Origin of the sequence: Acidovorax sp. JG5, assembly GCF_017939685.1 — a bacterium.
Classification (GTDB): Bacteria; Pseudomonadota; Gammaproteobacteria; order Burkholderiales; family Burkholderiaceae_C; genus Acidovorax.
This window is the reverse complement of record NZ_JAGKSE010000001.1, coordinates 441,351-464,365: the sequence shown is the minus strand read 5'-3', so window position 1 is coordinate 464,365 and position 23,015 is coordinate 441,351. Positions and strand designations below refer to the sequence as shown.

Here is a 23,015-nt window from a genome sequence, read left to right as displayed (position 1 = left end):
TGTGTCTCCTCAAATGATGGTGGAAGCGGGGCCTTCACTCGGGTCACCGATGCGGCGTACCTGGTGCGCCTGACAGAACGCCTCGAAGGCGTGCTGCGGCAGCATCAGCTCCACGGCCAGCTCGGGCCAGCCGATCGAAAACTCGAACTCGATCAAACCGTTGTCCCGTTTTTTAAGCACACGGACGAACTTGCGCGACACATCGCAGTGCAGGTTGTCTGTGGCCATTGGCTCTGGGTTCATTGCGGGCTCCATGGTTTGGTTAGGCCCCTGCACAGGTGCACAGGCCATGCCAACTGTCGATAAAACGGCCTCAATATCGATAAAACAAGGGTTAGTCCCTATAAAATCCCGCATCCGGAGCCGGCAACCCGCCGCTGGCGGCCGGGCCCCGGCGCGGCCAGCGCCAGATGCCGCAGTGCAGCATGATCAAATGCTGAAATCCGCCGGTCGCGAATTGATGAAATGGTGAACAGCCCCCGCACTCGGGTCAAACCCGATGGCGCTCCCCACGCTTTTTATCGATAGTGCGCGAATGCCTTCCACCGCCCTGCCCCCCCTGCCACCCGATAACGATCTGCGCCGGCTGGTGCATTTCTCAGCGGGCGATGGCCGCATCTGGCTGTCTGGCCAGCGCATGCTGCTGGTCCATGTGGCGGCACTGAGCGCCCTGCGTCGGGAGCTGATGAACACACTGGGGCCGGCACAGACGCGCCGCCTGCTGATGCGCGCGGGCTACGCCTCGGGCGAACGCGACGCGCAGCTCGCACGCCAGGTTCGCCCTGAGGCATCGCTGTTCGAAATGTTCTCGGTCGGCCCCCAGCTGCACATGCTCGAAGGGGCGGTGCAGGTCACTCCCCAGACCTTTGAACTCGATGAGGCGGCAGGCCACTTTCATGGGCTTTTCCGCTGGGACCACAGCTGGGAGGTCGAGAGCCATGTCCGCGACTTCGGCCCACAGGATGACCCGGTCTGCTGGATGCTGCTCGGCTATGCCTCGGGCTACACCAGTGCGTTCTTTCACCGCCCCGTGCTCTTCAAGGAAGTGCAATGCGCGGCTTGCGGACACGGCCACTGCATGATTGAAGGCCGCTTTGCGCACGAGTGGCCCGATGGGGATGCGATGGCGCGCGACTACGATGCTGAATCGATGCTGGTCAAACTCGACGAACTGCAGTCACAAGTGCAGACCCTGCGTACCCAGTTACAGCCCGCCGATGAGCTGGGTCCTCTGGTAGGTCGCTCGCACGCATTCGAGCAGACCGTTGCGCTGCTGCGCAAGGCAGCACAGACGCAGGTGACGGTGCTGCTCACGGGCGAGACCGGCGTGGGCAAGGAGCGCTTTGCCCGCGCCCTGCACGCCATGGGCGCGCGCGCCGACAAGCCCTTCGTGGCGGTGAACTGCGCGGCGCTGCCGGCCGAACTGATCGAAAGCGAGCTCTTCGGTGCCGAGAAAGGCGCCTACACCGGCGCTGCCGCCACGCGCATCGGGCGCTTCGAGCGCGCGCACGGCGGCACCCTGATGCTGGACGAGCTGGGCGAGCTGCCCCTGCCCGCACAGGCCAAGCTGCTGCGGGTGCTGCAAAGCGGCGAAATCGAGCGCCTGGGCGCCACCCAGCCGCGCAAGGTGGATGTGCGCGTGGTGGCCGCCACCAATGTCGATCTGGAAAAAGCCGTGGCAGAGGGGCGCTTTCGGCGCGATCTGCTGTATCGGCTGAACATCTATCCCATCCGCATCCCGCCCCTGCGCGAGCGCACCGACGACATCGAGCCGATCGCCATGCACCTGCTGCAAAAATTCGCGGTGCAACATGGCAAGCGCATGGCCGGCTTTACCGACCGCGCCCTTTTGGCGATGCGCGCCCATGCCTGGCCCGGCAATGTGCGCGAGCTGGAGAACCTGATCGAGCGGGGCGTCATCCTCACCCCATCGGACGAGAGCGTGGACGCCGACCTGCTGTTTCCACACATCACGGTACAGCCAGGCGCCACCCTCAACGCCGCGGGCACGCTGGAGCATGCGGCAGCCCCCACCGCGCAGGCCACGCAGCTCTACGACCAGTTGCAAAGCAGCGGGCTGACGCTGGAAGCCCTCGAAGACACGCTGATCCGCGAGGCCGTGGCACGCGCCGGCGGCAATCTATCGGCCGCCGCGCGCGCACTGGGCCTCACGCGCCCCCAATTGAGCTACCGTCTTTCGCGCCTGAACGAGCGCGCGCAGACCTGACCCCACCACGCAACACCATGGCCAAACGCCCCTATCTGCAAGCGCTCAACACCGATAGCGACCTGAACGGTCTGGGTATCTCCCTGTCGCGCACACTGATCGAGCAGACCTATGCCGAACTGCGCAATGACATCATCGAAGGCCGGCTGGAGCCGGGCAGCAAGCTGCCGATCGAGCACCTGCGGGTGCAATACAACGTGGGTGCCGGCACGCTGCGCGAAGCCATCACGCGGCTGGCCAGCGATGCACTGGTGACCACGGAAGGGCAGCGCGGCTTTCGCGTGGCCCCCATCGCCATCGAGGAACTGGAAGACATCACCCGGCTGCGCGTGCACGTCGAAATCGAGGCGCTGCGCCTGTCCATTCGCAATGGCGGGGCGCACTGGCGGGCCGCGCTGCGCCACAGCTATGAAGCCATCTCGGCACTGGAGCAACCCATTGACCCCGCCCACCGCCGCCAATGGGAAACCCTCAACGTGCGTTTTCACGAGGCCCTGCTGAGCGGAAACGACTCGCCCTGGACACAGAAGGTGCTCGGCCTGCTGGCGCGCCACGGTGAACGCTACCGCCGCTACGCCATGGGCCTGCCCGGGTCGGTGCGCGACGTGCATGCCGAGCACACCGAGATCTTCGAGCATGCCCTGGCCGGCCGTGAAGCGCGTGCAGCCCTGGCTCTTGAAGCCCATATCCGCGCCACACCCGATCTGCTGGCGCAGGCATTGCGCACTGGCCAGCTGACCTTGCCCCCAGGGGCCGCCGCCGAAGCCGCCCCGGCACTGTTGGCTGGCTGAACGCTTGCGCTATCGTTCGGGCCTGCCGATGCGGCAACCGAACTGATTTTTTCCATGCTCCAGTACCTCACCATCCCCGTCACGCCGTTCCAGCAAAACTGCTCCATCGTCTGGTGCGACGCCACCCGCAATGCCGCCATCATTGATCCGGGTGGCGATCTGGACACACTGCTGGCAGAGATTGAGCGCCTGGGCCTCACGCTGGAGCAGATCTGGCTCACCCACGCCCACATCGACCATGCCGGCGGCACGGGTGAGCTGGCCCAGCGCCTGCAACTGCCCATCGTCGGCCCGCACCCGGGCGACCAGTTCTGGATCGACGGCCTGCCGCAGCAAAGCGCGATGTTCGGGTTTCCGCCCGCGCAGCCATTCACGCCCACGCGCTGGCTGCACGATGGCGACCAGGTGCAGATCGGCAACGAAACGCTGAACGTGCGCCACTGCCCGGGCCACACGCCGGGCCATGTGGTGTTCCATGCGCCGCAGATCGACCGCGCCTTTGTGGGCGACGTGCTGTTTGCCGGCAGCATTGGCCGCACCGACTTCCCCCAGGGCAACCACCAGCAGCTGATCGACAGCATCACGCAGCGCCTGTGGCCCATGGGCGATCAGACGGTGTTCATCCCGGGCCACGGGCCGGAGAGCACGTTTGCACGCGAACGCCAAAACAATCCCTATGTGGGCGGGACCTGAATGGTCCATCACATTCCTGTTTTTATAGCTGCTAGCGCTTGCCCAATAAGCGCTACAGGCCATTTTGGTCATTTTTTTACACCACAACACACTGCCCCGTGGGTGCAGGCATGCGGCTGCCACGCTGGTGTGCGCTGCACCCACGCCCTCGCCACCGCCCGGCACAAGCACTGCCCACTATGATGTTGCTCTTTGTAAACAACATGTGAGCACCCGGCAGACGCCTCCCTCTGCCCGCCCTTTGTGCCATGAACACCACTTCCATTCCGATTCCGCCCCTGGAACCGCAGCGTGGCTCCAGCCTGGTGGGCAAGGCCTACTGGGTCATGCTGCAGCGGGTGACGCTGATTGCAGCGGCTATCGACGTGGGATACATCCTGCTGTTCATGGGGCTGGGCTCCCGGCCCCTGGCCATCGTCAATTTCCTGAGCATTGCCATGTACCTGGGGGCCTATCGCCTCATCCAGAAGCGCTACAACGCCGCCGCGCTGGTGCTGATCTGGGTGGAGGTGCTCGGGCACGCGGCACTGGGATCGCTGCTGATTGGCTGGGACAGCGGATTTCACTATTACCTGCTGCTGTTCATCCCCGCCATCGTGGTCGCCAACACGCGCGGGTATGCCGCGCCCATGGTGCTGGCCCTGCTGGCGTATTACCTGGGCCTGCAGGCACTGTGCAGCCATTGGGGCCCGCTCGACCCACTGCCCGTGCGCAGCGTCCAGATCGTGAACTGGATGCACATCTGCCTGGTGTTTGCCATGTCGGCAGCGCTGGCGGCCGTTTACCGGCGCACCATCCTGATTGCCGGGAGCCGCCTGCGCAAGCAGGCCACCCAGGACCCGCTGACCGGCCTGGCCAACCGCAGCCACTTTGAAGCCCTGGCCGCCCATGCGCTGGCGCGCAGCCAGCGCGATGGTGCGCCGGTCACGCTGCTGCTGTGTGATGCGGACCTGTTCAAACGCATCAACGACCAGTATGGCCATGCCGTGGGCGACGCGGTGCTGGTGGCCATCGCCAACGTGCTGGCCGCCAACCTGCGCGACGGCGATGTGCTGGCGCGCTGGGGCGGCGAGGAGTTTCTGGCACTGATGCCCTACTGCCCGCTGGAGGCCGCCTGCGCCACGGCAGAGCGCATCCGCGCCGCCATCGCGCAGGCGCCGCTGGACGTGGCCCAGGCCCCCATCGCGCTGACCATGTCTTTCGGAGTGACCCAGGTGCGCAGCACCGAAGACCTGCACACCGCCATTGCGCGTGCCGACAAGGCGCTGTACCAAAGCAAAAACGCGGGCCGCGACCAGGTGAGCGTGGCGTAACCCTGGGCAGATCGCGCCCCTGAAAATTGGGCGAAATCAGCCTCTAACGCTTTAAAAACAAGCGTGGAAAGCTATTAAAACAATAGCGCTCAGAAAGGTGCGCGCCCTTACCCGTTGCGCCGCGCGGCCTCGTACAACCCCTGCACCCTGGGCACGTTCTGCTCCAGCTCACGGATGCGTGCGGGCCCCGAGGGGTGGGTGGACAAAAAGGCCAGCCCCCCCTGCTTGCCGCCGGTGGCGTTGCCCATCTTTTGCCACAGGCTGACGGCGGCGGACGGCTGGTAGCCCCCGCGTGCGGCCAGTTCCAGCCCCACCAGATCGGCGTCGCTTTCGTCCGAGCGGCTGAACTGCAGCGTGAGCAGCTGCCCGCCCAGGCTGGCGGCAACGTTGCCCAGATCGCCCAGGCCCAGCAACTGCGAGCCCAGGCGCAGCGCCAGGTTGGTGCCCTGCGTCTTGGCGATGCGTTCACGCGCATGCTCGCGCAGCGCGTGGGCCATTTCGTGGCCCATGATCATCGCGGCCTCGTCGTCGGTGAGCTTGAGCTGGTCGAGGATGCCGGTGTAGAACGCAATCTTGCCGCCGGGCATGCAAAAAGCGTTGACCTGCGAGCTGCCGATGAGGTTGACCTCCCAGCGCCACTGGCGAGCGCGGTCGTTCCAGGGCGCGGCATGGGGAATCAGCCTTTTGGCAATGGCATGCAGGCGCTGCAGCTGCGGGTGCCCAGCGGGTGCCAGGGCACGCTGGGCCTTGGCCTGCTGCAGCATCTGCTGGTACTGCTGGGCGGCAGAGTTCTCCAGCGTCTCGGCGGGCACCAACTTGCGCAGGCTCGACGCCGAACCCACCTCCACCTGCGCCAGCACGGGCGCGGCGGCGCTGGCACCCGCAGCCAGCAGGAAGGCGCGGCGCGCAGACCACGGGGAAGACGGCGCTACGGAGGGCGGGGGGCAGAAGAGGCACATGCAGGAATAATAGACAAAAACCGCCCGGCCCCATGTCAGACACCTCCCCGACCCCACCCCGCTCCCCCACCGTGCGCACCCCCTGGCTGCAAACCTTGCGCGTGTACCTGGAGCCCGCCAGCCTGCGCATGCTGACGCTGGGCTTTTCGGCAGGCCTGCCGCTGTTGCTGGTGCTGGGCACGCTCTCGTTTCGCCTGCGCGAGGCGGGCATTGACCGCAGCACGATCGGATATCTCAGCTGGGTGGGCCTGGCCTATGGCTTCAAGTGGCTGTGGGCGCCGCTGGTGGACCGCATGCCGCTGCCGCTGCTGACGCGCTGGCTGGGGCGGCGGCGCAGCTGGCTGCTGCTGTCGCAGGCCCTCATCGTGGCCGGGCTCGTGGGCATGGCGCTGGCCGACCCGCGCCTCACGCTGGGCCCCATCGTGTGGTGCGCGCTGGCGGTGGCCTTTGGCTCGGCCACGCAGGACATCGCGCTCGATGCGTTTCGCATCGAATCGGCCGACGCCAACCACCAGGCGGCGCTGGCCGCCTCGTACCAGACGGGTTACCGCCTGGCCATGATCTGGGCCGGTGCGGGGGTGCTGTGGATTGCCGCACGCTCGGAGGTCGCCCCCGCTGCAGCGCAGGTGATTGGCCAGGCGGTGGCCGAGGGCGCGGCGGCCTACCAAAACGGCGCCTGGCAGGCGGCCTATCTGGCCATGGCCGCGTCGATGGCCGTGGGCGTGGTCACGGTACTGTTCTCGCGCGAGCCGGTGCCCGTGGTGCTGCCACCCGCCAAGAACGCGGCCGAATGGATCAAGGGCGCCGTGGTCGATCCGTTCGCCGATTTTCTGGGCCGTTACGGCTGGCAGGCCGCGCAGATCCTGGCGCTGATCGCCGTGTACCGCATCAGCGACGTGGTGATGGGCATCATGGCCAACCCGTTCTATGTGGACATGGGCTTTTCCAAGGACGAGGTGGCGGCGGTCACCAAGATTTACGGCGTCATCATGACGCTGGTGGGCGCCTTTGTGGGCGGCGTGCTGTCGATGCGCCTGGGAGTGATGCGCATCCTGATGCTGGGCGCCGTGCTCAGCGCCGGCAGCAACCTGCTGTTTGCCTGGCTGGCGGGCCATGGGCATGACGTGACGGCCCTGATCGCCGTGGTGTCGGCCGACAACCTGGCCAGCGGCATTGCGTCGGCCGCGTTCATTGCGTATCTGTCGAGCCTGACCAACGTGAGTTATTCGGCCACGCAGTACGCGCTGTTCAGCTCGATGATGCTGCTGCTGCCGAAGTTTGTGGCAGGCTTTTCGGGCGACTATGTCAACAGTTTCGGCTACGCCCATTTCTTTACGGCCACGTCCTTGCTGGGGCTGCCGGTGCTGGGACTGGTATGGCTGGCCTCACGGGTCAAAACACCCGCTAGTGCCCGACCTTAAAGCGCCAACAGCTATATAAACAATAGCATTTGAGCACCTGCCGGGTTGTACGGTTTACCGGAACTTTACGGCGGCTTCAACGCTGCGCGACGCCTGCGGGTCACGATGGAGCCCTGCCCGAACCGACTCCACTGCCCCACTACACTGCCACGATGAGCTCGCACTTGTTGATGATTGAAGACGACGCCCGCCTTGCACAGATGGTGGGCGAATACCTCGGCCAGTCTGGCCTGCACGTCACGCACCGCGCCGATGGCGCGAGCGGCCTGGCGCAACTGCAGGGCCCTGACGCAGGGCCCTTGCCCGACCTGGTCATCCTCGACCTGATGCTGCCCGACATGGACGGCCTGGACGTCTGCCGGCGCATCCGCGCGCTGCAGGGCCCCGCTGCCCAGGTGCCGGTGCTCATGCTCACCGCCAAGGGCGACCCCATGGACCGCATCATCGGCCTGGAACTGGGCGCCGACGACTACCTGCCCAAGCCCTTCGAGCCGCGCGAGCTGCTGGCCCGCATCCGCGCCATCCTGCGCCGCCGCACCGATGGCGGCACCGCTGCGCCGGCCAGCCAGGCGCTGCGTTTTGGCACGCTGGAGATCGACCGCGACGCGCGCACCGTCACCGTGGCAGGCGAGCTGGCCGACCTCACCTCCTACCAGTTCGACCTGCTGGTGGCGCTGGCCGAGCGCGCGGGCCGCGTGCTCACGCGCGACCAGATCATGGAGGCCGTGCGCGGCCGCGAGCTGGAGGCGTTCGACCGCTCCATCGACGTGCACATGGGCCGCATCCGCGCCGCCATCGAGGTGGACGCCAAGAACCCGCGCCGCATCCTCACGGTGCGCGGCGTGGGCTATGTATTTGCCAAACAGCAGGATTGATGTGAAACAACCCCCTGTGGCGCTTCGCGCCTTCCCCCTTCTCTCGCATCGCTGCGCGCTGCGGGAAGGGGGACGCCGCCAGCGCTGCGGGGCGGCCCTTGCGCGGCGTCCCTGGCCTGCACCGCGCCAGTTGCATGGGCGGCAGCACCAGGGCGTGGAGGAAGGCGGTGTTTGATATTTTCTCGCGGCGCCTGTACCTGCGCATCTGGCTGGCCGTGGTCGGCGGCATGGCCGTGCTCACCCTGGCCGTGGGCTGGGCCTGGCGCATCGCCGCCGAGCAGAACGCCCAACCCACGGCACCGCCCGCCCGCGAAGTGGTGCTGCGCGACGGTGACGGCCACACGCTGATCGCCGGGCTGGCCACGCGCGTGCCGGGGCCGCCGGGCGAGGGCCTGGAACTGCGCATTGACAGCGCCGACGGCACCACCTACAGCCTGCAGCTGGCCCCGCGCGCCGACCGCGACAATCACCCGGGCCCCAACCGGCGCCCCGAAGCCACCTTCTGGATCCGTCCGCCCTTTGGTTTCCTGTGGATGCTGGGCCTGGTGGGCCTGGCCGTGGCCGTGGGAGTGTTCCCCATCATCCGCCGCCTGCTGCAGCGGCTGGAGACCCTGCAGCGCAGCGTGCAGCGGTTTGGCGAAGGCGATCTGTCGGTGCGCGTTCCCGAGCACGGGCAGGACGAGGTGGCCGACCTGGCGCGCCAGTTCAATGCGGCCGCGGCGCGCATTGAAACCCTGGTCAAGACCCACAAATCGCTGCTGGCCAACGCCTCGCACGAACTGCGCTCGCCGCTCACACGCATCCGCATGGGCCTGGAGCTGATGGGCGGCCAGCAACCCTCGCCCGCGTTCCGCGAAGAAATCCTGCGCAACATTGCCGAACTCGACCAGCTGGTCGATGAAATCCTGCTGGCCAGCCGCCTGGACGCGCGCGAGGCCGATGTGGGCACCGTGGAACTGGTGGACCTGATCGGACTGGCCGCCGAAGAATGCGCACGGGTGGGGGCCGACCTGGATGTGAGCGCCAGCCCCGAGCTGCTGGAGGTGCATGGCGTGGCCAAGCTGCTGCGCCGCGCGCTGCGCAACCTGCTGGAAAACGCGCGCCGCTACAGCCAGGGCGACATCACGGTGGTGGTGCAGCGGCACGACGGCCAGGCCCAGGTGAGCGTGCTCGACCAGGGGCCCGGCGTTCCGCCCGCCTTGCGCGAACGCATCTTCGAGCCCTTTTATCGCCTGCCCGGCGCCAGCGAGCGCGCCGGCGGCGTGGGCCTGGGGCTGGCGCTGGTGCGCTCGATTGCCGAGCGCCACAACGGCACCGTGCGCTGCGAAGACCGGCCCGACGGCGCGCCTGGCGCCTGTTTTGTGCTGCGCCTGCCGGTGCAGGCAGGCGCGGGTGGGTAGGGCATGTCATCCATCAATTCCCCCACCCGCTGGCGGCACATCAAAAAGATGAGCGCATTGCGCTTATCTCGCCTTGCTTTATGGCACTTTTCTTTTTAAAAACAACAAGGGGAAAGCGCTGGCAGCTACGCTTTGTGTAGCGCATCCGCGCCCGGCCACCACCGGCCCGTTGGACGGCCAGCAAAGAGCGCACGACAATGCCTGCATGACGCTGCTCACACATTCCCGGTTTTCCGCCCGCTTCGGCCTGACCACCCCGATCGCGCTCGCACCCATGGCCCTGGCTTCCGGTGGCGCGCTGGCCGCAGCCTGCGCGCAGGCTGGCGCCTTGGGGCTGGTGGGCGGCGGTTACGGCGACCTCGCCTGGACACAACGTGAGTACACACTCGCGCTGGAGGCTTCAGAAACCGGGCGCATTGGCTGCGGCTTCATCACATGGAAGCTGGACGAAGACGCCTCGGCGCTGGACTGGGTGCTGGACCGCGCCCCGGAGCACCGCCCCCGCGCCGTGATGCTGTCGTTCGGTGACGCCCGCCGGTATGCCGCACGCATCGCAGCCAGTGGGGCCGCGCTGATCTGCCAGATCCAGCGCATGGAACAGGCTCCCCAGGCGGTGGAGGCCGGCGCCACGGTCATCGTGGCGCAAGGGGCCGAGGCGGGTGGCCACGGCATGAACGCCCTCCATGGCCGCGCCACCATGACCTTCGTGCCCGAACTGGCCGACTGGCTGGCAACGCATGCGCCCGACACCCTGCTGCTGGCCGCCGGTGGCATTGCCGACGGCCGCACCCTGGCCGCGGCGATGGTGCTGGGGGCCGATGGCGCGCTGGTCGGCTCACGCCTGTGGGCCACGGCCGAAAGCCTGGCGCCACAAGGCGCCAAGGAACTGGCCCTGCGCACGGACGGCGACGGCACGGCCCGCAGCCCGGTGTTCGACATCCTGCGCCGCAAGAACTGGCCTGCGCCCTACGACTTTCGCGCCATTCGCAATCCCTTGCACCGCGCATGGGAAGATCGCATCGACGCGCTGCGCAGCGACCCAGCCGCTGCACGGGCTGCGTATGACGCGGCCGTTTTGGCTGGCGACTACACCGCCGCGCACGTCACCGTGGGGGAAGGGGTGGGACTGGTGCGCGACCTGCCGGCCGCTGCCGAGATGATTGCGCGCATGGAGCAGGGTGCCCGCGCGCGGCTGGGTTGAGGCATGTCGCTCATCAGGCATTTTTGCGCAGTATTTGCAGGAAGGCGCCGCTGCCGAGAAGACCTCAGTTAACAGGTTTTGGGGGCAGATTCCGGTTTTGCGTGCGGCTCACGCGCCGCCGCAAAGACGGCAATGGCAAAGAAATACACCGCAATCGGCCCGTTGTTCCACGAAAAAATAGCCTCCGTCAGGCCAAAAACAAAAAAGCTGAGTGGCACCAGCAAGCCTGCCAGGGCCAGGGCCCGCATCTGAGCAGAGACACTGCGTCTCAGCCTGCGCGCAAAATAAATCAGCGGCACGCCGTGGAGTAACAGCATGGCCCCAATACCCACCAGCCCGCTTTTGGCAGCCTCGTCCAGAAACTGGTTGTGGGCGTGTTGAAAATCTTGAATGACAGGCGCAAGCTCACCCTTTTGAATGGCTTGATCGCGTTGCACCAGATAGCCTTGCAGGCCCCAGCCGGTCAATGGTTTTTCAGCAGAAAGGCGAGCTGCCAATGCCCACATCTGAAAGCGTGTTCCGACAGAGCCGTCATCCGCAACATCCCCCTGATACTGCATGGCCTCTTGGGCAGCCGAAGTTACGCGCCCGCGCACATTGAAAGGATTGACAATGGCCAGCGTCACCAGTGCGAACGTCACCAGCACCATACCACGCACACTCCACAGGTGCCGGCCTGCCACCACCAGCACCACCGGCCACAGCAGCGCCGTCAGCCAGGCCCCCCGCGTACCCGACAACAAGGCCGCCAGCGTGAACAGAAGCGCGTTGCCATAAGCCAGTGTTTTTTCACGCCAACCGTGGGCCGCCACCAAGCCCACGCCGGCCAAGATCAGGGCATACAGAGCCGTCACGTCGCCAAAATGGATGGAGAAAAATTCCGCCCCATAGGCCCGTGTATGGAGCACGAAGAATTGGTAGACCGCTTCCAACAGGGCCACGGGTGCCATGAGCGCGCCGCCCACCAGCACGGGGCGCACGCACCGAAGGGGCTGCATCTGCCCAAAGGCCAGCATGAAAAGGGCCAGCAGCGCAATCTTGCTTCGGAAGGAGTTGAGAAACAGCGGCTGAGCCAGCGCGCGCTGCCACCACCAGTAAACCGCCATCAGCACGAACATGGCAGCCAGGCCGACGACTGCACGCCTGTTCAACTGACGCCAGCGCCCCCGCAGGGCAACAATGCACAAAATCACCGCTGCCGCCATCAGGATGCGAAAGCCATTGGGAATCGCCACGGCACCAAACAGCAGGGTGAAAAGCAGTGCATAAGGCCACTGCCCCAGCGAGGCGTTCAGCCGAGATGCAACCTGATGGCAAAAACCGCTTCCTGTCACGGTGATTCAGGCAAGAAACCGGTAACTGCGGAGAAACCGCCACCAGCGCCCCAGCCAGCCCTGGCGCAGGCAGTACCCCGCGTAATCGCGCGCACTCAGCGGCGAGCTGGCCGCAAAACCTTGCCGCAGCGCATCGGCTGTTGAGTGCAAGGCCGCATCCTGCGCCCCGGCGCTGGTGCGCCGCAAGCCTTGCAGCGCGCGCATGGCTCCATGCAGATTGCTGGCTGCAGCGCGCGCCAGCGCCACCTGGATGCGGACATCATCCGCCAGATCAGACGCTGCCCAGGCCCGCCGGAACGCACTCAGAGACCAGGCCCAGTCCCGCGCCTTTGGCAAGCTCATGTTGGCAAGAATGCTGTCGCCATGCTGGCGGTAGGCCACCCAAGGCTGGGGACAGTGGTAGAAGTGGTGCGCATTCAGGGCCAGTTGCGGCGTGATGGCCGCGTCTTCAAAAAACACGCCCTCTGGAAAGCGCACGCCCCGCGCCCATACTTGCCTGCGGGCAATTTTCGACCACACATGGGTTTCCCCACCATCGAGCACGCCGCACACCAGATCACGCCTGTCGTGTGAAAGCACGTCCGAACGGCCGAAAAACGTGCGTTTGCAAGCCTGCGTCTGTCCAGCGTTTGTCAGCACCACGTAGTCGCACAGCACCAGTTCCGGCTGGTGCTGCACTACGATTTGGCGCAAGGCAGCCAGTGCGCCTGGCAGCATGAGGTCGTCGGCATCCAGAAACCAGACGTAGTCGCCCTGCGCGGCATCCAAAAGGGCATTGCGCGTGCCCCCTGGCCCCAGGTTTCGGCTGTTGCACCCCACGCGCAGCGCTGGCCAGTGTTGGGCCATGTCTTGCAAGATGGCCAGAGACTTGTCCGGCGAACAATCGTCCAGCGCCAGAATTTCCACGCCTTCCCCGCACTGCGCAAGCACCGATTGCACGCACGCCTGCACATAGGCTTGCGCCTTGTAGACAGGAATCAAAATGCTGAGCCAGGGTGGGCAAGACATGGGTCAATTCCAGCCATCAACCTGGCGCAGGCAAGCTTGCAGGCGTGCCCGGCGCAGCCACCACCCCTTGCGCCCATAGGCTTGCACCAGCGCTTGGGGCGACAGCGGCGCACTGGCCAGAAAATCCTGAAGAAATCGCTGGGCGAGCGCCCGGCTGTCAGTCAACTCACCCGGCTCCTGCGTATCCAACCATCGGATCGCGCCGATGAAGTTGCGCGCGCTCAGGTGCGACAAGGCGGTACAAACCCGCGCATCCTGGGCCAGAACGGGCAGGACGTCCAGCTCCTGGCGCGTTGCCCGCAGCGCGCTTGACAAGTCCGCCACCTTGTTCAGATCGAGCGTGCTCAGGATGCTGCCCCGGCGCTGGCGGTAGTCCACCCAGGGTGCTGGCTCGTACCACAGGCTGCGCGCGCGCAGCACCAATCGGGGCACGGTGGCCATGTCCTCGAAATACCGGCCTGCCGGAAAGCGCAGGCCATCGCGCCACAAGGTCCGCCGCGAAATTTTGGACCAGGCATGCATTTGCCCGGGCATGCACAGATCCGTCACGAAAGCGGCCTGATCGATGAGCAATCGGCGCGCGGGGCCTGCAAAACTGCGACGGTGCCCTTCTCCGCGCAGGCGGTGCTTGAACCCCATGGGCTCTCGCCACAGCCGGAAGTCACACACCACCATGTCCGGGCAGTTCGCCTGCACGATGCGGTGCAAGGCTGCAATCGCACCGCCTTGCAGGCGGTCGTCGGAATCAAGAAACCACAGATATTCGCCCCGGGCTGCGTCGATCATGGTGTTGCGCGCCGCGCTCAGGCCCTGGTTGACAGCGTGGTGCATCAGCGTCAGCCGGCCCGGCCACCGCTGCGCCAGCTGATCCATGAGAGCCCGCGAGTCGTCGGTGGAGCAATCGTCCAGCACCAGAATCTCCACACCCGCGACGCCGTTCGGTGATTGCTGCAGTTGCTGCAGTTGCCCCACGACGGACGCAAGGCACTCCTGCAGATAGTCCTGCACGTTATAGACCGGCACCAGAATGCTGAGCCAGGGGGCAACCGCTGCGCTCATGGGGCGGCCTCCAGCCCCTCAAGCAGCAGGGCTTCATACCGCGCGGTCATGGTCTGCAGGCTGTACAGGCCCACTGCGTCGTCCCGCGCGGCCTGGGCCATGCGCTGGGCTTCGTCATCGTGCGTCAGCAGCCGCGCCAGTGCGTCGGCCAGCGACTGCGGATCGGCATGCTCGGCCAGCAAGCCGTTGCGGCCGTCGTCGATGATCTCCTGCACGCCCACTACGCGGCTGCCCACCACGGCGCAGCCTGCAGCCATGCCCTCGATCAGCGACAGCGGCATGCCTTCGTAATGCGTGGCCAGCACGCAGATGCGGTGGCCCATGAGCAGCCCCGGCACGTCGCCGCAATGGCCCAGAAATTGCACCTGTCCGTCCAGCCCCAGCGAGGTGCACAGCTGGCGTGCGGCGCGCTGCGCCCCCGCCTTGCCGCCGCCGGCCAGCATGACGGGCGGGGTGAGGCCGCGCTGGCGCAATAGCGCCACGGCACGCAGCAGCGTGGCGTGGTCTTTTTGGCGCGCAAAGCGTGCGGCCATGACGATGCCCGGCACACGGTCGGCCCAGGCGGGATGGCGTGCATGTTCATACGGCGCCAGGTCGATGCCGTTGGGAATGGCCACGGTCTTGGCGGCGGGAAAACCACGCGCCAGCAGGCTTTGGCGCACGCCCTCGGAGACGCCCACGATGAGATCGGTGCGCGCCGCCAGCCACACCGCCTGGCGCAGCCGCCAGGCGGTGTAGCGCTCGCGCGAGTTGTGTTCCACATGCACCAGGCGCGGCACGCCGGCGATCAACCCCGCGTAGCGGCCCCACAGGTGCTCGCTGAAGCCATGGGCCACCAGCACGTCCGGCTGGAAACGCTGGCAGATGGCGACCAGTTGCCAGATGGTGACTGCGTGCGCCCAGCCGGCGACGGTCTCCACGGCCAGCCCTTGGTCCACAAGGGCCTGCACACGCTCGTTGCGCGTATGCCGTTTACGGCGAAGCACCAGCAGGGCATCGCAGCGGCCAGAGGCCGCATGGGCCCGCACCAGATCCACGGCCACCTGCGTGGCGCCGGAAAAACCGCCAGTGACAAAGTGCAGCACTTTCACGTTGTTTCAGCCCTGCCTGCCGCGGGTGATTCTGGTGCTTTCGGTCCTGGCGGACAATCCGTCCCACCATGAAACGAATTCCCGCCAGCCTTTTCAAATGGGCCCTGCACTGCGTCAGGCCGCGCCAGCGCACCGGCTATGCCATGCCCGCGCCCAGCATCTACCAAGGCAGCACTGCCGCTGCAGTGTCGGAGCAAGGGAACATCCCGGCCATCCTCTGGACATACTGGAACCAGCCTGAACCCGACGCGTTCGTGCGCCAATGCCTGCAAAGCTGGCAGCGGCATTGCCCAGGCTACGCCATCCAGCTGGTCCACCCCGGCAACCTGACGGAGTACGTGGCCCCCGGCGACCTGCCCGAGGCCTTCGCGGCCCTGCACCCGACCAAGCAGTCCGACTGGCTGCGCCTGTACCTGGTGCACCGTTTCGGCGGCTATTGGCTGGATGCCACCATCGTGCTGACCCGACCGCCCAGCTGGCTGGACGCTCTGCGCCAGCAGCATGGTGCCGGGTTCGCCGGGTTCTACCTGGGCGGCTTCACGCACGACCCTGCCTGCCCGGTGGTGGAGAGCTGGGCCTTTGGCGCGCCAGCGGGCGAGCCGTTCGTGGGGGCCTGGCAGCGCGAATTCCACCATGCACTGATCGAGGCGGGCCCCGATGCCTACCTGGCCCGGCTGCGCCAGCAGGCCGATGGTGGCGCGGCGGTGCTGCAGGGCATCGCGGACCCGGCATACCTGTTGATCCACGTGGCGGCACAACAGGTGCTGCGCCGCGCCAACAGCTTCAAGCTCGTACTGCTGCGGGCCGAGGACACTGCCTTTTTCTACCAGCAAGCGCTGTGGTGGAAGTGGTACCTGCTGTACCCGAGGCTGTGCCTGGTGCCAGACGCGGCACAGCCCGCGCCGCTCATCAAGCTGCGCGGCGGGGAGCGGCGGCACTTCACGCAGATGATCGATCAGCACGGGGACCCGGTGTCGGGCAGCCTCTGGCAGCGCGCGTGCGCGGGGGTCAGCGCCGTTCAGTGACCAGCCCTCACGGCTTCGCCCGCCTTCAACCGATACACCGTCCCGCAATACGGGCACTTGGCTTCCCCGGTATGGGCCACGTCGAGGTAGACCTTGGGATGGTTGTTCCAGAGCTTCATGTCGGCCTTGGGATTGGGGCAGAACACGCCGCCCTGGGCGTTCAGGTCTTTGGCCAGAAGTTCTATAACGGCTTGCGACATGGTCAGACCTTGGTGAGCCAGTGGGCGTATTGGGGATTGCGGCCGTTGACGATATCAAAGAAAGCGCTCTGGATTTTTTCGGTGATGGGACCGCGGCGGCCGACATAGTCGCCTTTGCCCAGCTCGATGCGGTCGAGTTCGCGGATCGGCGTGACTTCGGCGGCCGTGCCGGTGAAGAATGCTTCGTCGGCGATGTACACCTCGTCGCGCGTGATGCGCTTTTGCACCACTTCCAGCCCCAGGTCCTTGCAGATATGGAACACGGTGTTGCGGGTGATGCCGTTCAAGGCACCGGCCGACAGGTCCGGCGTGTAGACCACACCGTTCTTGACGATGAACACGTTCTCGCCCGAACCCTCGGAGACGAAGCCGGAGGCATCGAGCAGCAACGCCTCGTCGTAGCCATCGTCGGTGGCTTCGGTGTTGGCCAGGATGGAGTTGGTGTAGTTGCTCACCGCCTTGGCCTGGCTCATGGTGATGTTGACGTGGTGGCGCGTGTAGCTGCTGGTCTTGACGCGGATGCCGCGGGCCATGCCGTCTTCACCCAGGTAAGCGCCCCAGGCCCAGGCCGCCACCATCAGGTGAATGTCGTTGCCCTTGGGCGACACGCCCAGCTTCTTGTCGCCGATCCAGGTCAGGGGGCGCAGATAGCCCGATTCCAGCTTGTTCTCGCGCATCACCGCGCACTGCGCCTCGTTCACCTGCTCCTGGGTGAACGGGATCTTCATGCGCAGGATCTTGGCGCTGTTAAACAGGCGCTCGGTGTGGTCCTGCAGACGGAAGATGGCCGTGCCGCCCACGGTGTTGTAGGCGCGCACGCCTTCGAAGGCGCCGCAACCGTAATGCAGGGTGTGGGTCAGCACATGGATCTTGGCATCGCGCCAGTCGACCATCTGGCCGTCCATCCAGATCTTGCCGTCACGATCGGCCATCGAGGGAACTACGGGGCTCATGGGTGTCCTTTGGGTTGCTGGAGGTGTCGCAAAACCACGGATTTTACGGCGCCGCCGACCCTGCATCGCCGCCTTGGGCATCGGCGGGTTCCACCGGACGCTCCAGCGCCCACTTCACCAGCTTGCCATTCTGGAACACGCAGGTCACATGCGATTGGGTGCCATCGGTCCAGCGGTAGACCTCGGGCTGTTCGTTTTCGGGCGACTGCAGCGCCCCCAACGAGCGGGTCATGGCGACCACATGCATCAGGCTCACCCCCGCCTGCAGTTTGGCATTGAGCATGACGGCGCTGCCGACATACCCGATGGGGCGGTTGGCCGCCTTGCGCATGACATTCATGAGCCGCGTGAAATGCAGCAGGGCCCACATGAGGACGCCCCCGCCGACGGCCGCAACGCCCATCCAGCCATAGGACCGAAAGCCCATCACCACAACAATCACCAGCCCCACGGGCACCAGGATATTTCGTAAATTCATGGCCCCATTGTCTTACGACGCCACCCGCCCCGCCCTGTGGGGAGTGCGTATGCAGACCTGAAACTGCGCTCAGCCCATGGCCCGCACCACGTTCATGGCCTCTTCCACCCGCTCCACGGCGTGGATGGTCAGGCCCTCGATCGGCTTTTTGGGGGCATTGGCCTTGGGCACCACCGCTATGCTGAAGCCCAGCTTGGCCGCCTCGCGCAGGCGCTCCTGGCCGCGGGGCGCGGGGCGCACCTCGCCCGCCAGCCCTACCTCGCCAAAGGCGATGAACCCCTGCGGCAATGCCTTGCCCCGCAGGCTGGAGGTGATGGCCAGCATCACGGCCAGGTCGGCGGCGGGCTCGCTGATGCGCACGCCACCCACGGCGTTCACAAACACGTCCTGGTCCATGCAGGCCACGCCCGCATGGCGGTGCAGCACAGCCAGCAGCATGGCAAGGCGATCCTTGTCCAGGCCCACACTCAGGCGCCGCGGGCTGGGGCCGCCACTGTCCACCAGAGCCTGAATCTCCACCAGCAAGGGTCGGGTGCCTTCGAGCGTGACCATCACACAACTCCCCGGCACGGGCTCACTGTGCTGGCTCAGAAAGATGGCGCTGGGGTTACTGACCCCCTTGAGGCCCTTCTCGGTCATGGCGAACACGCCGATCTCGTTGACGGCACCAAAGCGGTTCTTGATGGCGCGCACCAGGCGGAACTGGCTGTGCGTATCGCCTTCGAAATACAGCACCGTGTCCACCATGTGCTCCAGCACGCGGGGCCCGGCCAGCGCACCCTCCTTGGTCACATGGCCCACCAGCACGATGGCCACGCCCGATGCCTTGGCGCAGCGTGTGAGGTGCGCCGCGCACTCGCGCACCTGGGCCACAGAGCCGGGTGCCGACGTGAGCTGGTCGGAATAGACCGTCTGGATCGAGTCGATCACTGCCACCGCCGGTTGCATGGATTCGATGGTGGCCAGGATTTTTTCCAGCTGGATCTCTGCCAGCACGTTCACCTGGCTGTGGTCCAGCCCCAGCCGGCGCGAGCGCAGCGCCACCTGGGCGCCGCTTTCTTCGCCGGTGACATACAGGGTGGGTAGACCTGCGCGCTGCAGCGCGTCCAGCGCCTGCAGCAGCAGAGTGGACTTACCGATGCCCGGGTCGCCGCCGATCAGCACCACGCCCCCTTCCACAATGCCCCCGCCCAGCACGCGGTCCAGTTCGTCGATGCCGCTGGGCGTGCGCGCGATGTCGGTCGCCTCGATGGCCGCCAGCGGCATCACGGCCTGCGCCTGCGCCAGCCCGGCAAACTGTGCGCCGCTGTAGCGGTTTTTGCCGGGCCCGGCATCTGCCACCGATTCGATCAGCGTGTTCCAGGCGTTGCACGATGGGCATTTGCCCAGCCATCGCGGGCTGGTGCCGCCGCACTCGGTGCAGGTGAACGTGGTTTTGTCTTTGGCCATGGCGTATGTCGTTGGAAGCCCCTGGAACGGGGCTGCTGACTATAGCGACCATGCCAACGCGGCCTGGCGACACGCCGTACGATGGCGGGCTTGGCAACGCCGCACGGAGTTCAGATTGCAGACACCCACCAACCGCTTCAAACAGGCCATGGCCCAGGGCCAGGCCCAAATCGGCCTGTGGCTCGGGATGGCCGACGCCTACAGCGCCGAAATCCTCGCCGGCACCGGCTACGACTGGCTGCTGATCGATGGCGAACATGCGCCCAACGACCTGCGCTCCATCCTGCACCAGCTGCAGGCCATTGCCAGTACCACCAGCGCCCTGCCGCCGGGTGCACAGGCGCCCCACCCCATTGCCCGTGTGCCTGTGGGCGACACCGCGCTGATCAAGCAATACCTGGACATCGGCGCGCAAACCCTGCTGGTGCCCATGGTGGACACCGCCGAGCAGGCGCAGCAGCTGGTGCGCGCCACGCGCTATGCGCCCGAAGGTGTGCGCGGCATGGGCAGTGCGCTGGCCCGCTCGTCGCGCTGGCAGGCCTACCCCCAGTATGTGCACGAGGCCAACCAGCAGATCTGCCTGCTGGTACAGGCCGAGACGGTGGAAGCCATGGCCAATCTCGATGCCATCGCCGCCACGCCCGGCGTGGATGGCGTGTTCATCGGCCCGGCCGACCTGTCGGCCTCGATGGGCCACCCCGGCAACCCGGGGCATCCGGAGGTGCAAGCCGCCATTCACGACGGCATTGCGCGCATCCTGCGCGCGGGCAAGGCGCCGGGCATTCTGGCCACCACCGAATCACAAGCGCGCCAATGGCTCGCCGCCGGTGCGCTGTTTGTGGCCGTGGGCGTGGACACCATGCTGCTGGCCAGCGCCGCGCAGGATCTTCTGGCGCGCTTTCGCACCAATGCCGGTGGTACACCCCAGCGCCCTGCGGGCTATTGATGCCCTGGCGAAATCACCCGCATCGAATCAATCAAAACACCCAGGAAGACAAAGGCCCAACACCCATGAAAGCCGGCTTGGAGACCGGTCCGTCACACTGAAATTCGGTGCACTTTGTAGTTGAATTTTCAAACCAAATTGGCCTCAAGTGCTTATCCATAAAGCGCTAACAGCTACTCAATTAATAGCACACCAACCATGACCCCTCTCACGCTTTATTACACCCCCGGCACCTGCGCGCAGGCCGTTCGCATCGCCTTGGAAGAGGCTGGCGCCGAGCACCAGCTGGTGCGTGTGAACTTCACCGCTGGCCAACAGCGAACGCCCGAATACCTCGCCGTCAACCCCAAGGGCCGCGTGCCCGCCCTCGTCACCCACCACGGTACGTTGACGGAAACGCCCGCGCTGCTGGCCTACGTGGCGCAGAGTTTTCCCGAAGCACGCCTTGCACCCGCCGAGGCCCACGGCTTTGCGCGCATGCAGGAGTTCCACAGCTACCTCGCGTCCACAGTGCATATCGCCCACGCCCACCGCCCCCGCGCCAGCCGGTGGGCCGACGAGCCTGAAGCCATTGCCGCCATACAGCGCAAGGTGCCGCAAAACATGACCGACTGTTTCCAGCTGATTGAAACCCACTATCTGGCATACGCGCAGCAGGGTCCCTGGGTCATGGGTGAGCAGTACACCGTGGCGGACGGCTATCTGTTCACCATCGCAGGCTGGCTGAAAAGCGATGGCGTGGACATTGCGCTGTTCCCCAAAGTGTTTGCCCACACACAGCGCATGCTGGAGCGTCCGGCGGTGCAACGCGCACTGGACTGACAACCCGGCGAGCAAATATAAAAAAAGCCCCGACGCTTGCCCAGCACCGGGGCTTTTTGCTGTGTGGGCCTGGTCAGTTGACCTTGAGCGCGCGCCAGTCAATGCGGTTGTCCGCCCGGTGCGGCAGGTCCACCTTTTGCGTGGCGGCCCACGGGATCACCTGGTTGTACAGCGGGATGTGCGAAATGAGCTCGTGGTCCTGCACCAGGGCCTTTTCGATCAGGCTGTTGCGCGTGACCGGGTCGGTTTCCTTCTTGATGCGCTCGATCAGCGCATCCTGCTGCGGGTTGCTGAAACGACCCAGGTTGAAATTGCCGTCGCCGCCCACGCCCGGCGAGCGGATCAGCGACTGCAGCGAATAGAACGCATCAAACGTCGGCACGCCCCAGCCCAGCAAATAGATGCTGGCCTCGTTGCGCTGGATCATGGGGAAATACGTGGCAAACGGCAGCGAACGCAGCTTGGCCTTCACGCCCACCTTGGCCCACTGCGAGGTGATGGCCTGGCACAGCTGCTCGTCATTGATATAGCGGCCCGCGCTGCAGGCAAAGTCCACCTCGAAGCCGCTGGGATAGCCCGCATCGGCCAACAACTTTTGCGCCGCCTTGGCGTCGAACGGCCAGCGCACATCGGCCTTGGGCGTCCAGCCGTTGACTTGGTGGGCAATCAGCGCGCCCGTGGGCTGGGCCAGGCCGCGCAGCACCACGCGCTGGATGGCGTTGATGTTGATCGCCTGGTACAGCGCCTTGCGCACCCGCACATCCTTGAGCGGGTTCTTGCCCTTGACGTCCGAGCCCGGCAGTTCGTCGCGGAACTGGTCCAGCCCCAGAAAAATGGTGCGGTATTCGGCGCCTTCCAGCACCTTCAGGCCCTGCGTCTGGCGCACCCGCGCCAGGTCCTGCAGGCTCGGGTCGATGATGAAATCGATCTCGCCCGACAGCAGCGCCGCCGTGCGCGTGGCGTCGGACTTGATGGGGGTGAAGACCACTTCGGTCACGTTGGTGGCGAACTTGCCCTTGCCCCACCAGTGCGGGTTGGATTCGAGCACCACGCGCTGGTCGGGCGCCCACTGCTTGAGCACGAATGGCCCCGTGCCCAGCGCGTTGCGGTGGGCAAAGGTTTCGTCCTTGCTCTTGATGTCCTTGGGCTCGACCGACTTGTGCTTCTCGGCCCAGGCCTTGCTGAGAATGCGCAGCTCGGTCAGCTGGTTGAGCAGCACCGGGTTGGGCACGTCCGAAAAAATGTCGATGGTGTGGCTGTTGACCTTTTCCACCCGGTCAATGCCCTGGGCATAGACCGCGTAGTTGGAGCTTTTCGACTTGGCACGCTCCAGAGAAAACTTGGCATCGTCAGCGGTGAACTCGCTGCCGTCGCTGAACTTCACGCCCTTGCGCAAGCTCAGGCGCAGCTGGGTGGGGCTCACCAGCTTCCATTCAGTGGCCAGCGATGGTTCAGGCTTGAACGTCTTGCTGTTGTATTCGACCAACGTGTCGTACACGGCGGCGTGCAAGGTGTTGTTCACGCCCACGTTCTGGGCGTGAACGTCCCACGACGACACATCGACAGCACGCGCCCAGTGGAACGTCTTGGCCTGCGTGGCCAGGGGCAAGGTGACAGCCAGCACTGCGGCAAGCAGCAAGGGTTTGAATTGCATGGGTTTGCCCCTCTCAGAAAACAAGACGCTACTGTGACCGAGGGCAGGCACCGTCGGAACCATTTTTTGGCTGTATCCATATGCGTTGTGGGGTCAGCCCCATGCATGCCACCGAC

General features: G+C 65.8%; 22 protein-coding genes. 11 read left to right on the top strand and 11 right to left on the bottom strand.

The annotated features are described in order from the left end of the window. Positions 1–9: 9 nt before the first annotated feature. Complete coding sequence (locus J8G26_RS02090; RefSeq protein WP_210567741.1) at positions 10–243, bottom strand: phenol hydroxylase subunit; 234 nt, start codon at positions 241–243, stop codon at positions 10–12. Positions 244–535: 292 nt separating this feature from the next. Between J8G26_RS02090 and J8G26_RS02085 the strand changes: the two genes are divergently transcribed. From J8G26_RS02085 to J8G26_RS02070, 4 genes are all read left to right on the top strand, one after another. Further along, a complete protein-coding gene (locus J8G26_RS02085) occupies positions 536–2,227 on the top strand; it encodes a sigma-54-dependent Fis family transcriptional regulator (RefSeq protein WP_210567740.1) in 1,692 nt (563 codons plus the stop codon). A gap of 17 nt (positions 2,228–2,244) precedes the next feature. Beyond that, positions 2,245–3,018, top strand: coding sequence for a GntR family transcriptional regulator (locus J8G26_RS02080; RefSeq protein ID WP_094097047.1), 774 nt, complete (start codon positions 2,245–2,247; stop codon positions 3,016–3,018). Between the two features lie 54 nt (positions 3,019–3,072). Then, complete coding sequence (locus tag J8G26_RS02075) at positions 3,073–3,711, top strand: MBL fold metallo-hydrolase (protein ID WP_210567739.1); 639 nt, start codon at positions 3,073–3,075, stop codon at positions 3,709–3,711. 248 nt (positions 3,712–3,959) lie between these two features. Beyond that, positions 3,960–5,024, top strand: a complete 1,065-nt coding sequence (locus J8G26_RS02070) for a GGDEF domain-containing protein (protein ID WP_210567738.1) — start codon at positions 3,960–3,962, stop codon at positions 5,022–5,024. A 107-nt stretch (positions 5,025–5,131) separates the two neighbouring features. Here J8G26_RS02070 and J8G26_RS02065 read toward each other — a convergent pair whose 3' ends face one another. Continuing rightward, complete coding sequence (locus tag J8G26_RS02065) at positions 5,132–5,983, bottom strand: M48 family metallopeptidase (RefSeq protein ID WP_114655819.1); 852 nt, start codon at positions 5,981–5,983, stop codon at positions 5,132–5,134. 32 nt (positions 5,984–6,015) lie between these two features. Here J8G26_RS02065 and J8G26_RS02060 point away from each other — a divergent pair, with 32 nt between their 5' ends. The 4 genes from J8G26_RS02060 (at position 6,016) to J8G26_RS02045 (ending at position 10,880) form a co-directional block, all read left to right on the top strand. After that, a complete protein-coding gene (locus tag J8G26_RS02060; protein ID WP_282598116.1) occupies positions 6,016–7,404 on the top strand; it encodes an MFS transporter in 1,389 nt (462 codons plus the stop codon). A 152-nt stretch (positions 7,405–7,556) separates the two neighbouring features. Further along, complete coding sequence (locus J8G26_RS02055; protein WP_210567737.1) at positions 7,557–8,279, top strand: response regulator transcription factor; 723 nt, start codon at positions 7,557–7,559, stop codon at positions 8,277–8,279. Positions 8,280–8,413: 134 nt separating this feature from the next. Then, a complete protein-coding gene (locus J8G26_RS02050) occupies positions 8,414–9,679 on the top strand; it encodes an ATP-binding protein (RefSeq protein ID WP_210567806.1) in 1,266 nt (421 codons plus the stop codon). A 205-nt stretch (positions 9,680–9,884) separates the two neighbouring features. Continuing rightward, positions 9,885–10,880: a nitronate monooxygenase gene (locus J8G26_RS02045; protein ID WP_210567736.1), complete on the top strand. Its 996-nt coding sequence runs from the start codon at positions 9,885–9,887 to the stop codon at positions 10,878–10,880. Positions 10,881–10,948: 68 nt separating this feature from the next. Here the strand turns inward: J8G26_RS02045 and J8G26_RS02040 are convergent, their stop codons facing one another. The 4 genes from J8G26_RS02040 to J8G26_RS02025 all read right to left on the bottom strand — a co-directional run bounded on the left by J8G26_RS02040 (position 10,949) and on the right by J8G26_RS02025 (position 15,372). After that, positions 10,949–12,085 (bottom strand): O-antigen ligase family protein, encoded by a 1,137-nt coding sequence (locus tag J8G26_RS02040; RefSeq protein WP_210567735.1) that lies wholly within the window; start codon positions 12,083–12,085, stop codon positions 10,949–10,951. A gap of 135 nt (positions 12,086–12,220) precedes the next feature. Beyond that, positions 12,221–13,222, bottom strand: coding sequence for a glycosyltransferase family 2 protein (locus J8G26_RS02035; RefSeq protein WP_210567734.1), 1,002 nt, complete (start codon positions 13,220–13,222; stop codon positions 12,221–12,223). Between the two features lie 3 nt (positions 13,223–13,225). Continuing rightward, positions 13,226–14,281 carry a glycosyltransferase family 2 protein gene (locus J8G26_RS02030; protein WP_210567733.1) on the bottom strand — a complete coding sequence of 352 codons (1,056 nt, stop codon included), beginning with the start codon at positions 14,279–14,281 and terminating at the stop codon, positions 13,226–13,228. Continuing rightward, complete coding sequence (locus J8G26_RS02025; protein WP_210567732.1) at positions 14,278–15,372, bottom strand: glycosyltransferase; 1,095 nt, start codon at positions 15,370–15,372, stop codon at positions 14,278–14,280. The genes J8G26_RS02030 and J8G26_RS02025 overlap by 4 nt, the downstream gene beginning before the upstream one ends. A gap of 68 nt (positions 15,373–15,440) precedes the next feature. On the opposite strand from J8G26_RS02025, the gene J8G26_RS02020 reads away from it, so the two are divergent. After that, positions 15,441–16,397 (top strand): capsular polysaccharide synthesis protein, encoded by a 957-nt coding sequence (locus tag J8G26_RS02020; protein WP_210567731.1) that lies wholly within the window; start codon positions 15,441–15,443, stop codon positions 16,395–16,397. Here J8G26_RS02020 and J8G26_RS02015 read toward each other — a convergent pair. From J8G26_RS02015 to radA, 4 genes are all read right to left on the bottom strand, one after another. Next, positions 16,391–16,597 (bottom strand): zinc-finger domain-containing protein, encoded by a 207-nt coding sequence (locus J8G26_RS02015; protein ID WP_210567730.1) that lies wholly within the window; start codon positions 16,595–16,597, stop codon positions 16,391–16,393. The genes J8G26_RS02020 and J8G26_RS02015 overlap by 7 nt on opposite strands. 2 nt (positions 16,598–16,599) lie before the next feature. Next, positions 16,600–17,550, bottom strand: a complete 951-nt coding sequence (locus tag J8G26_RS02010) for a branched-chain amino acid transaminase (protein ID WP_094097038.1) — start codon at positions 17,548–17,550, stop codon at positions 16,600–16,602. Between the two features lie 43 nt (positions 17,551–17,593). Beyond that, entirely contained in the window at positions 17,594–18,028 is a 435-nt protein-coding gene (locus tag J8G26_RS02005) for a glycerate kinase (RefSeq protein WP_210567729.1), read from the bottom strand. Between the two features lie 69 nt (positions 18,029–18,097). Then, a complete protein-coding gene (gene radA, locus J8G26_RS02000; protein ID WP_210567728.1) occupies positions 18,098–19,477 on the bottom strand; it encodes a DNA repair protein RadA in 1,380 nt (459 codons plus the stop codon). Between the two features lie 115 nt (positions 19,478–19,592). On the opposite strand from radA, the gene hpaI reads away from it, so the two are divergent. After that, entirely contained in the window at positions 19,593–20,423 is an 831-nt protein-coding gene (gene hpaI, locus J8G26_RS01995) for a 4-hydroxy-2-oxoheptanedioate aldolase (protein WP_087743014.1), read from the top strand. A gap of 198 nt (positions 20,424–20,621) precedes the next feature. After that, entirely contained in the window at positions 20,622–21,245 is a 624-nt protein-coding gene (locus tag J8G26_RS01990; protein WP_087743011.1) for a glutathione S-transferase family protein, read from the top strand. Between the two features lie 73 nt (positions 21,246–21,318). On the opposite strand, the gene J8G26_RS01985 is transcribed toward J8G26_RS01990, so the two are convergent. Beyond that, the gene (locus J8G26_RS01985; RefSeq protein WP_087743008.1) at positions 21,319–22,899 is read right to left on the bottom strand and encodes an ABC transporter substrate-binding protein; all 1,581 of its coding nucleotides are present in this window, start codon (positions 22,897–22,899) and stop codon (positions 21,319–21,321) included. Positions 22,900–23,015 lie beyond the last annotated feature (116 nt).

Bases quoted from the DNA above. Each gene is read 5' to 3' on its own strand.
- J8G26_RS02090 (WP_210567741.1), bottom strand. From the start codon at position 243: ATGAACCCAGAGCCAATGGCCACAGACAACCTGCACTGCGATGTGTCG.
- J8G26_RS02085 (WP_210567740.1), top strand. From the start codon at position 536: ATGCCTTCCACCGCCCTGCCCCCCCTGCCACCCGATAACGATCTGCGC.
- J8G26_RS02080 (WP_094097047.1), top strand. From the start codon at position 2,245: ATGGCCAAACGCCCCTATCTGCAAGCGCTCAACACCGATAGCGACCTG.
- J8G26_RS02075 (WP_210567739.1), top strand. From the start codon at position 3,073: ATGCTCCAGTACCTCACCATCCCCGTCACGCCGTTCCAGCAAAACTGC.
- J8G26_RS02070 (WP_210567738.1), top strand. From the start codon at position 3,960: ATGAACACCACTTCCATTCCGATTCCGCCCCTGGAACCGCAGCGTGGC.
- J8G26_RS02065 (WP_114655819.1), bottom strand. From the start codon at position 5,983: ATGTGCCTCTTCTGCCCCCCGCCCTCCGTAGCGCCGTCTTCCCCGTGG.
- J8G26_RS02060 (WP_282598116.1), top strand. From the start codon at position 6,016: ATGTCAGACACCTCCCCGACCCCACCCCGCTCCCCCACCGTGCGCACC.
- J8G26_RS02055 (WP_210567737.1), top strand. From the start codon at position 7,557: ATGAGCTCGCACTTGTTGATGATTGAAGACGACGCCCGCCTTGCACAG.
- J8G26_RS02050 (WP_210567806.1), top strand. From the start codon at position 8,414: ATGGGCGGCAGCACCAGGGCGTGGAGGAAGGCGGTGTTTGATATTTTC.
- J8G26_RS02045 (WP_210567736.1), top strand. From the start codon at position 9,885: ATGACGCTGCTCACACATTCCCGGTTTTCCGCCCGCTTCGGCCTGACC.
- J8G26_RS02040 (WP_210567735.1), bottom strand. From the start codon at position 12,085: ATGGCGGCAGCGGTGATTTTGTGCATTGTTGCCCTGCGGGGGCGCTGG.
- J8G26_RS02035 (WP_210567734.1), bottom strand. From the start codon at position 13,222: ATGTCTTGCCCACCCTGGCTCAGCATTTTGATTCCTGTCTACAAGGCG.
- J8G26_RS02030 (WP_210567733.1), bottom strand. From the start codon at position 14,281: ATGAGCGCAGCGGTTGCCCCCTGGCTCAGCATTCTGGTGCCGGTCTAT.
- J8G26_RS02020 (WP_210567731.1), top strand. From the start codon at position 15,441: ATGAAACGAATTCCCGCCAGCCTTTTCAAATGGGCCCTGCACTGCGTC.
- J8G26_RS02015 (WP_210567730.1), bottom strand. From the start codon at position 16,597: ATGTCGCAAGCCGTTATAGAACTTCTGGCCAAAGACCTGAACGCCCAG.
- J8G26_RS02010 (WP_094097038.1), bottom strand. From the start codon at position 17,550: ATGAGCCCCGTAGTTCCCTCGATGGCCGATCGTGACGGCAAGATCTGG.
- J8G26_RS02005 (WP_210567729.1), bottom strand. From the start codon at position 18,028: ATGAATTTACGAAATATCCTGGTGCCCGTGGGGCTGGTGATTGTTGTG.
- radA (WP_210567728.1), bottom strand. From the start codon at position 19,477: ATGGCCAAAGACAAAACCACGTTCACCTGCACCGAGTGCGGCGGCACC.
- J8G26_RS01990 (WP_087743011.1), top strand. From the start codon at position 20,622: ATGACCCCTCTCACGCTTTATTACACCCCCGGCACCTGCGCGCAGGCC.
- J8G26_RS01985 (WP_087743008.1), bottom strand. From the start codon at position 22,899: ATGCAATTCAAACCCTTGCTGCTTGCCGCAGTGCTGGCTGTCACCTTG.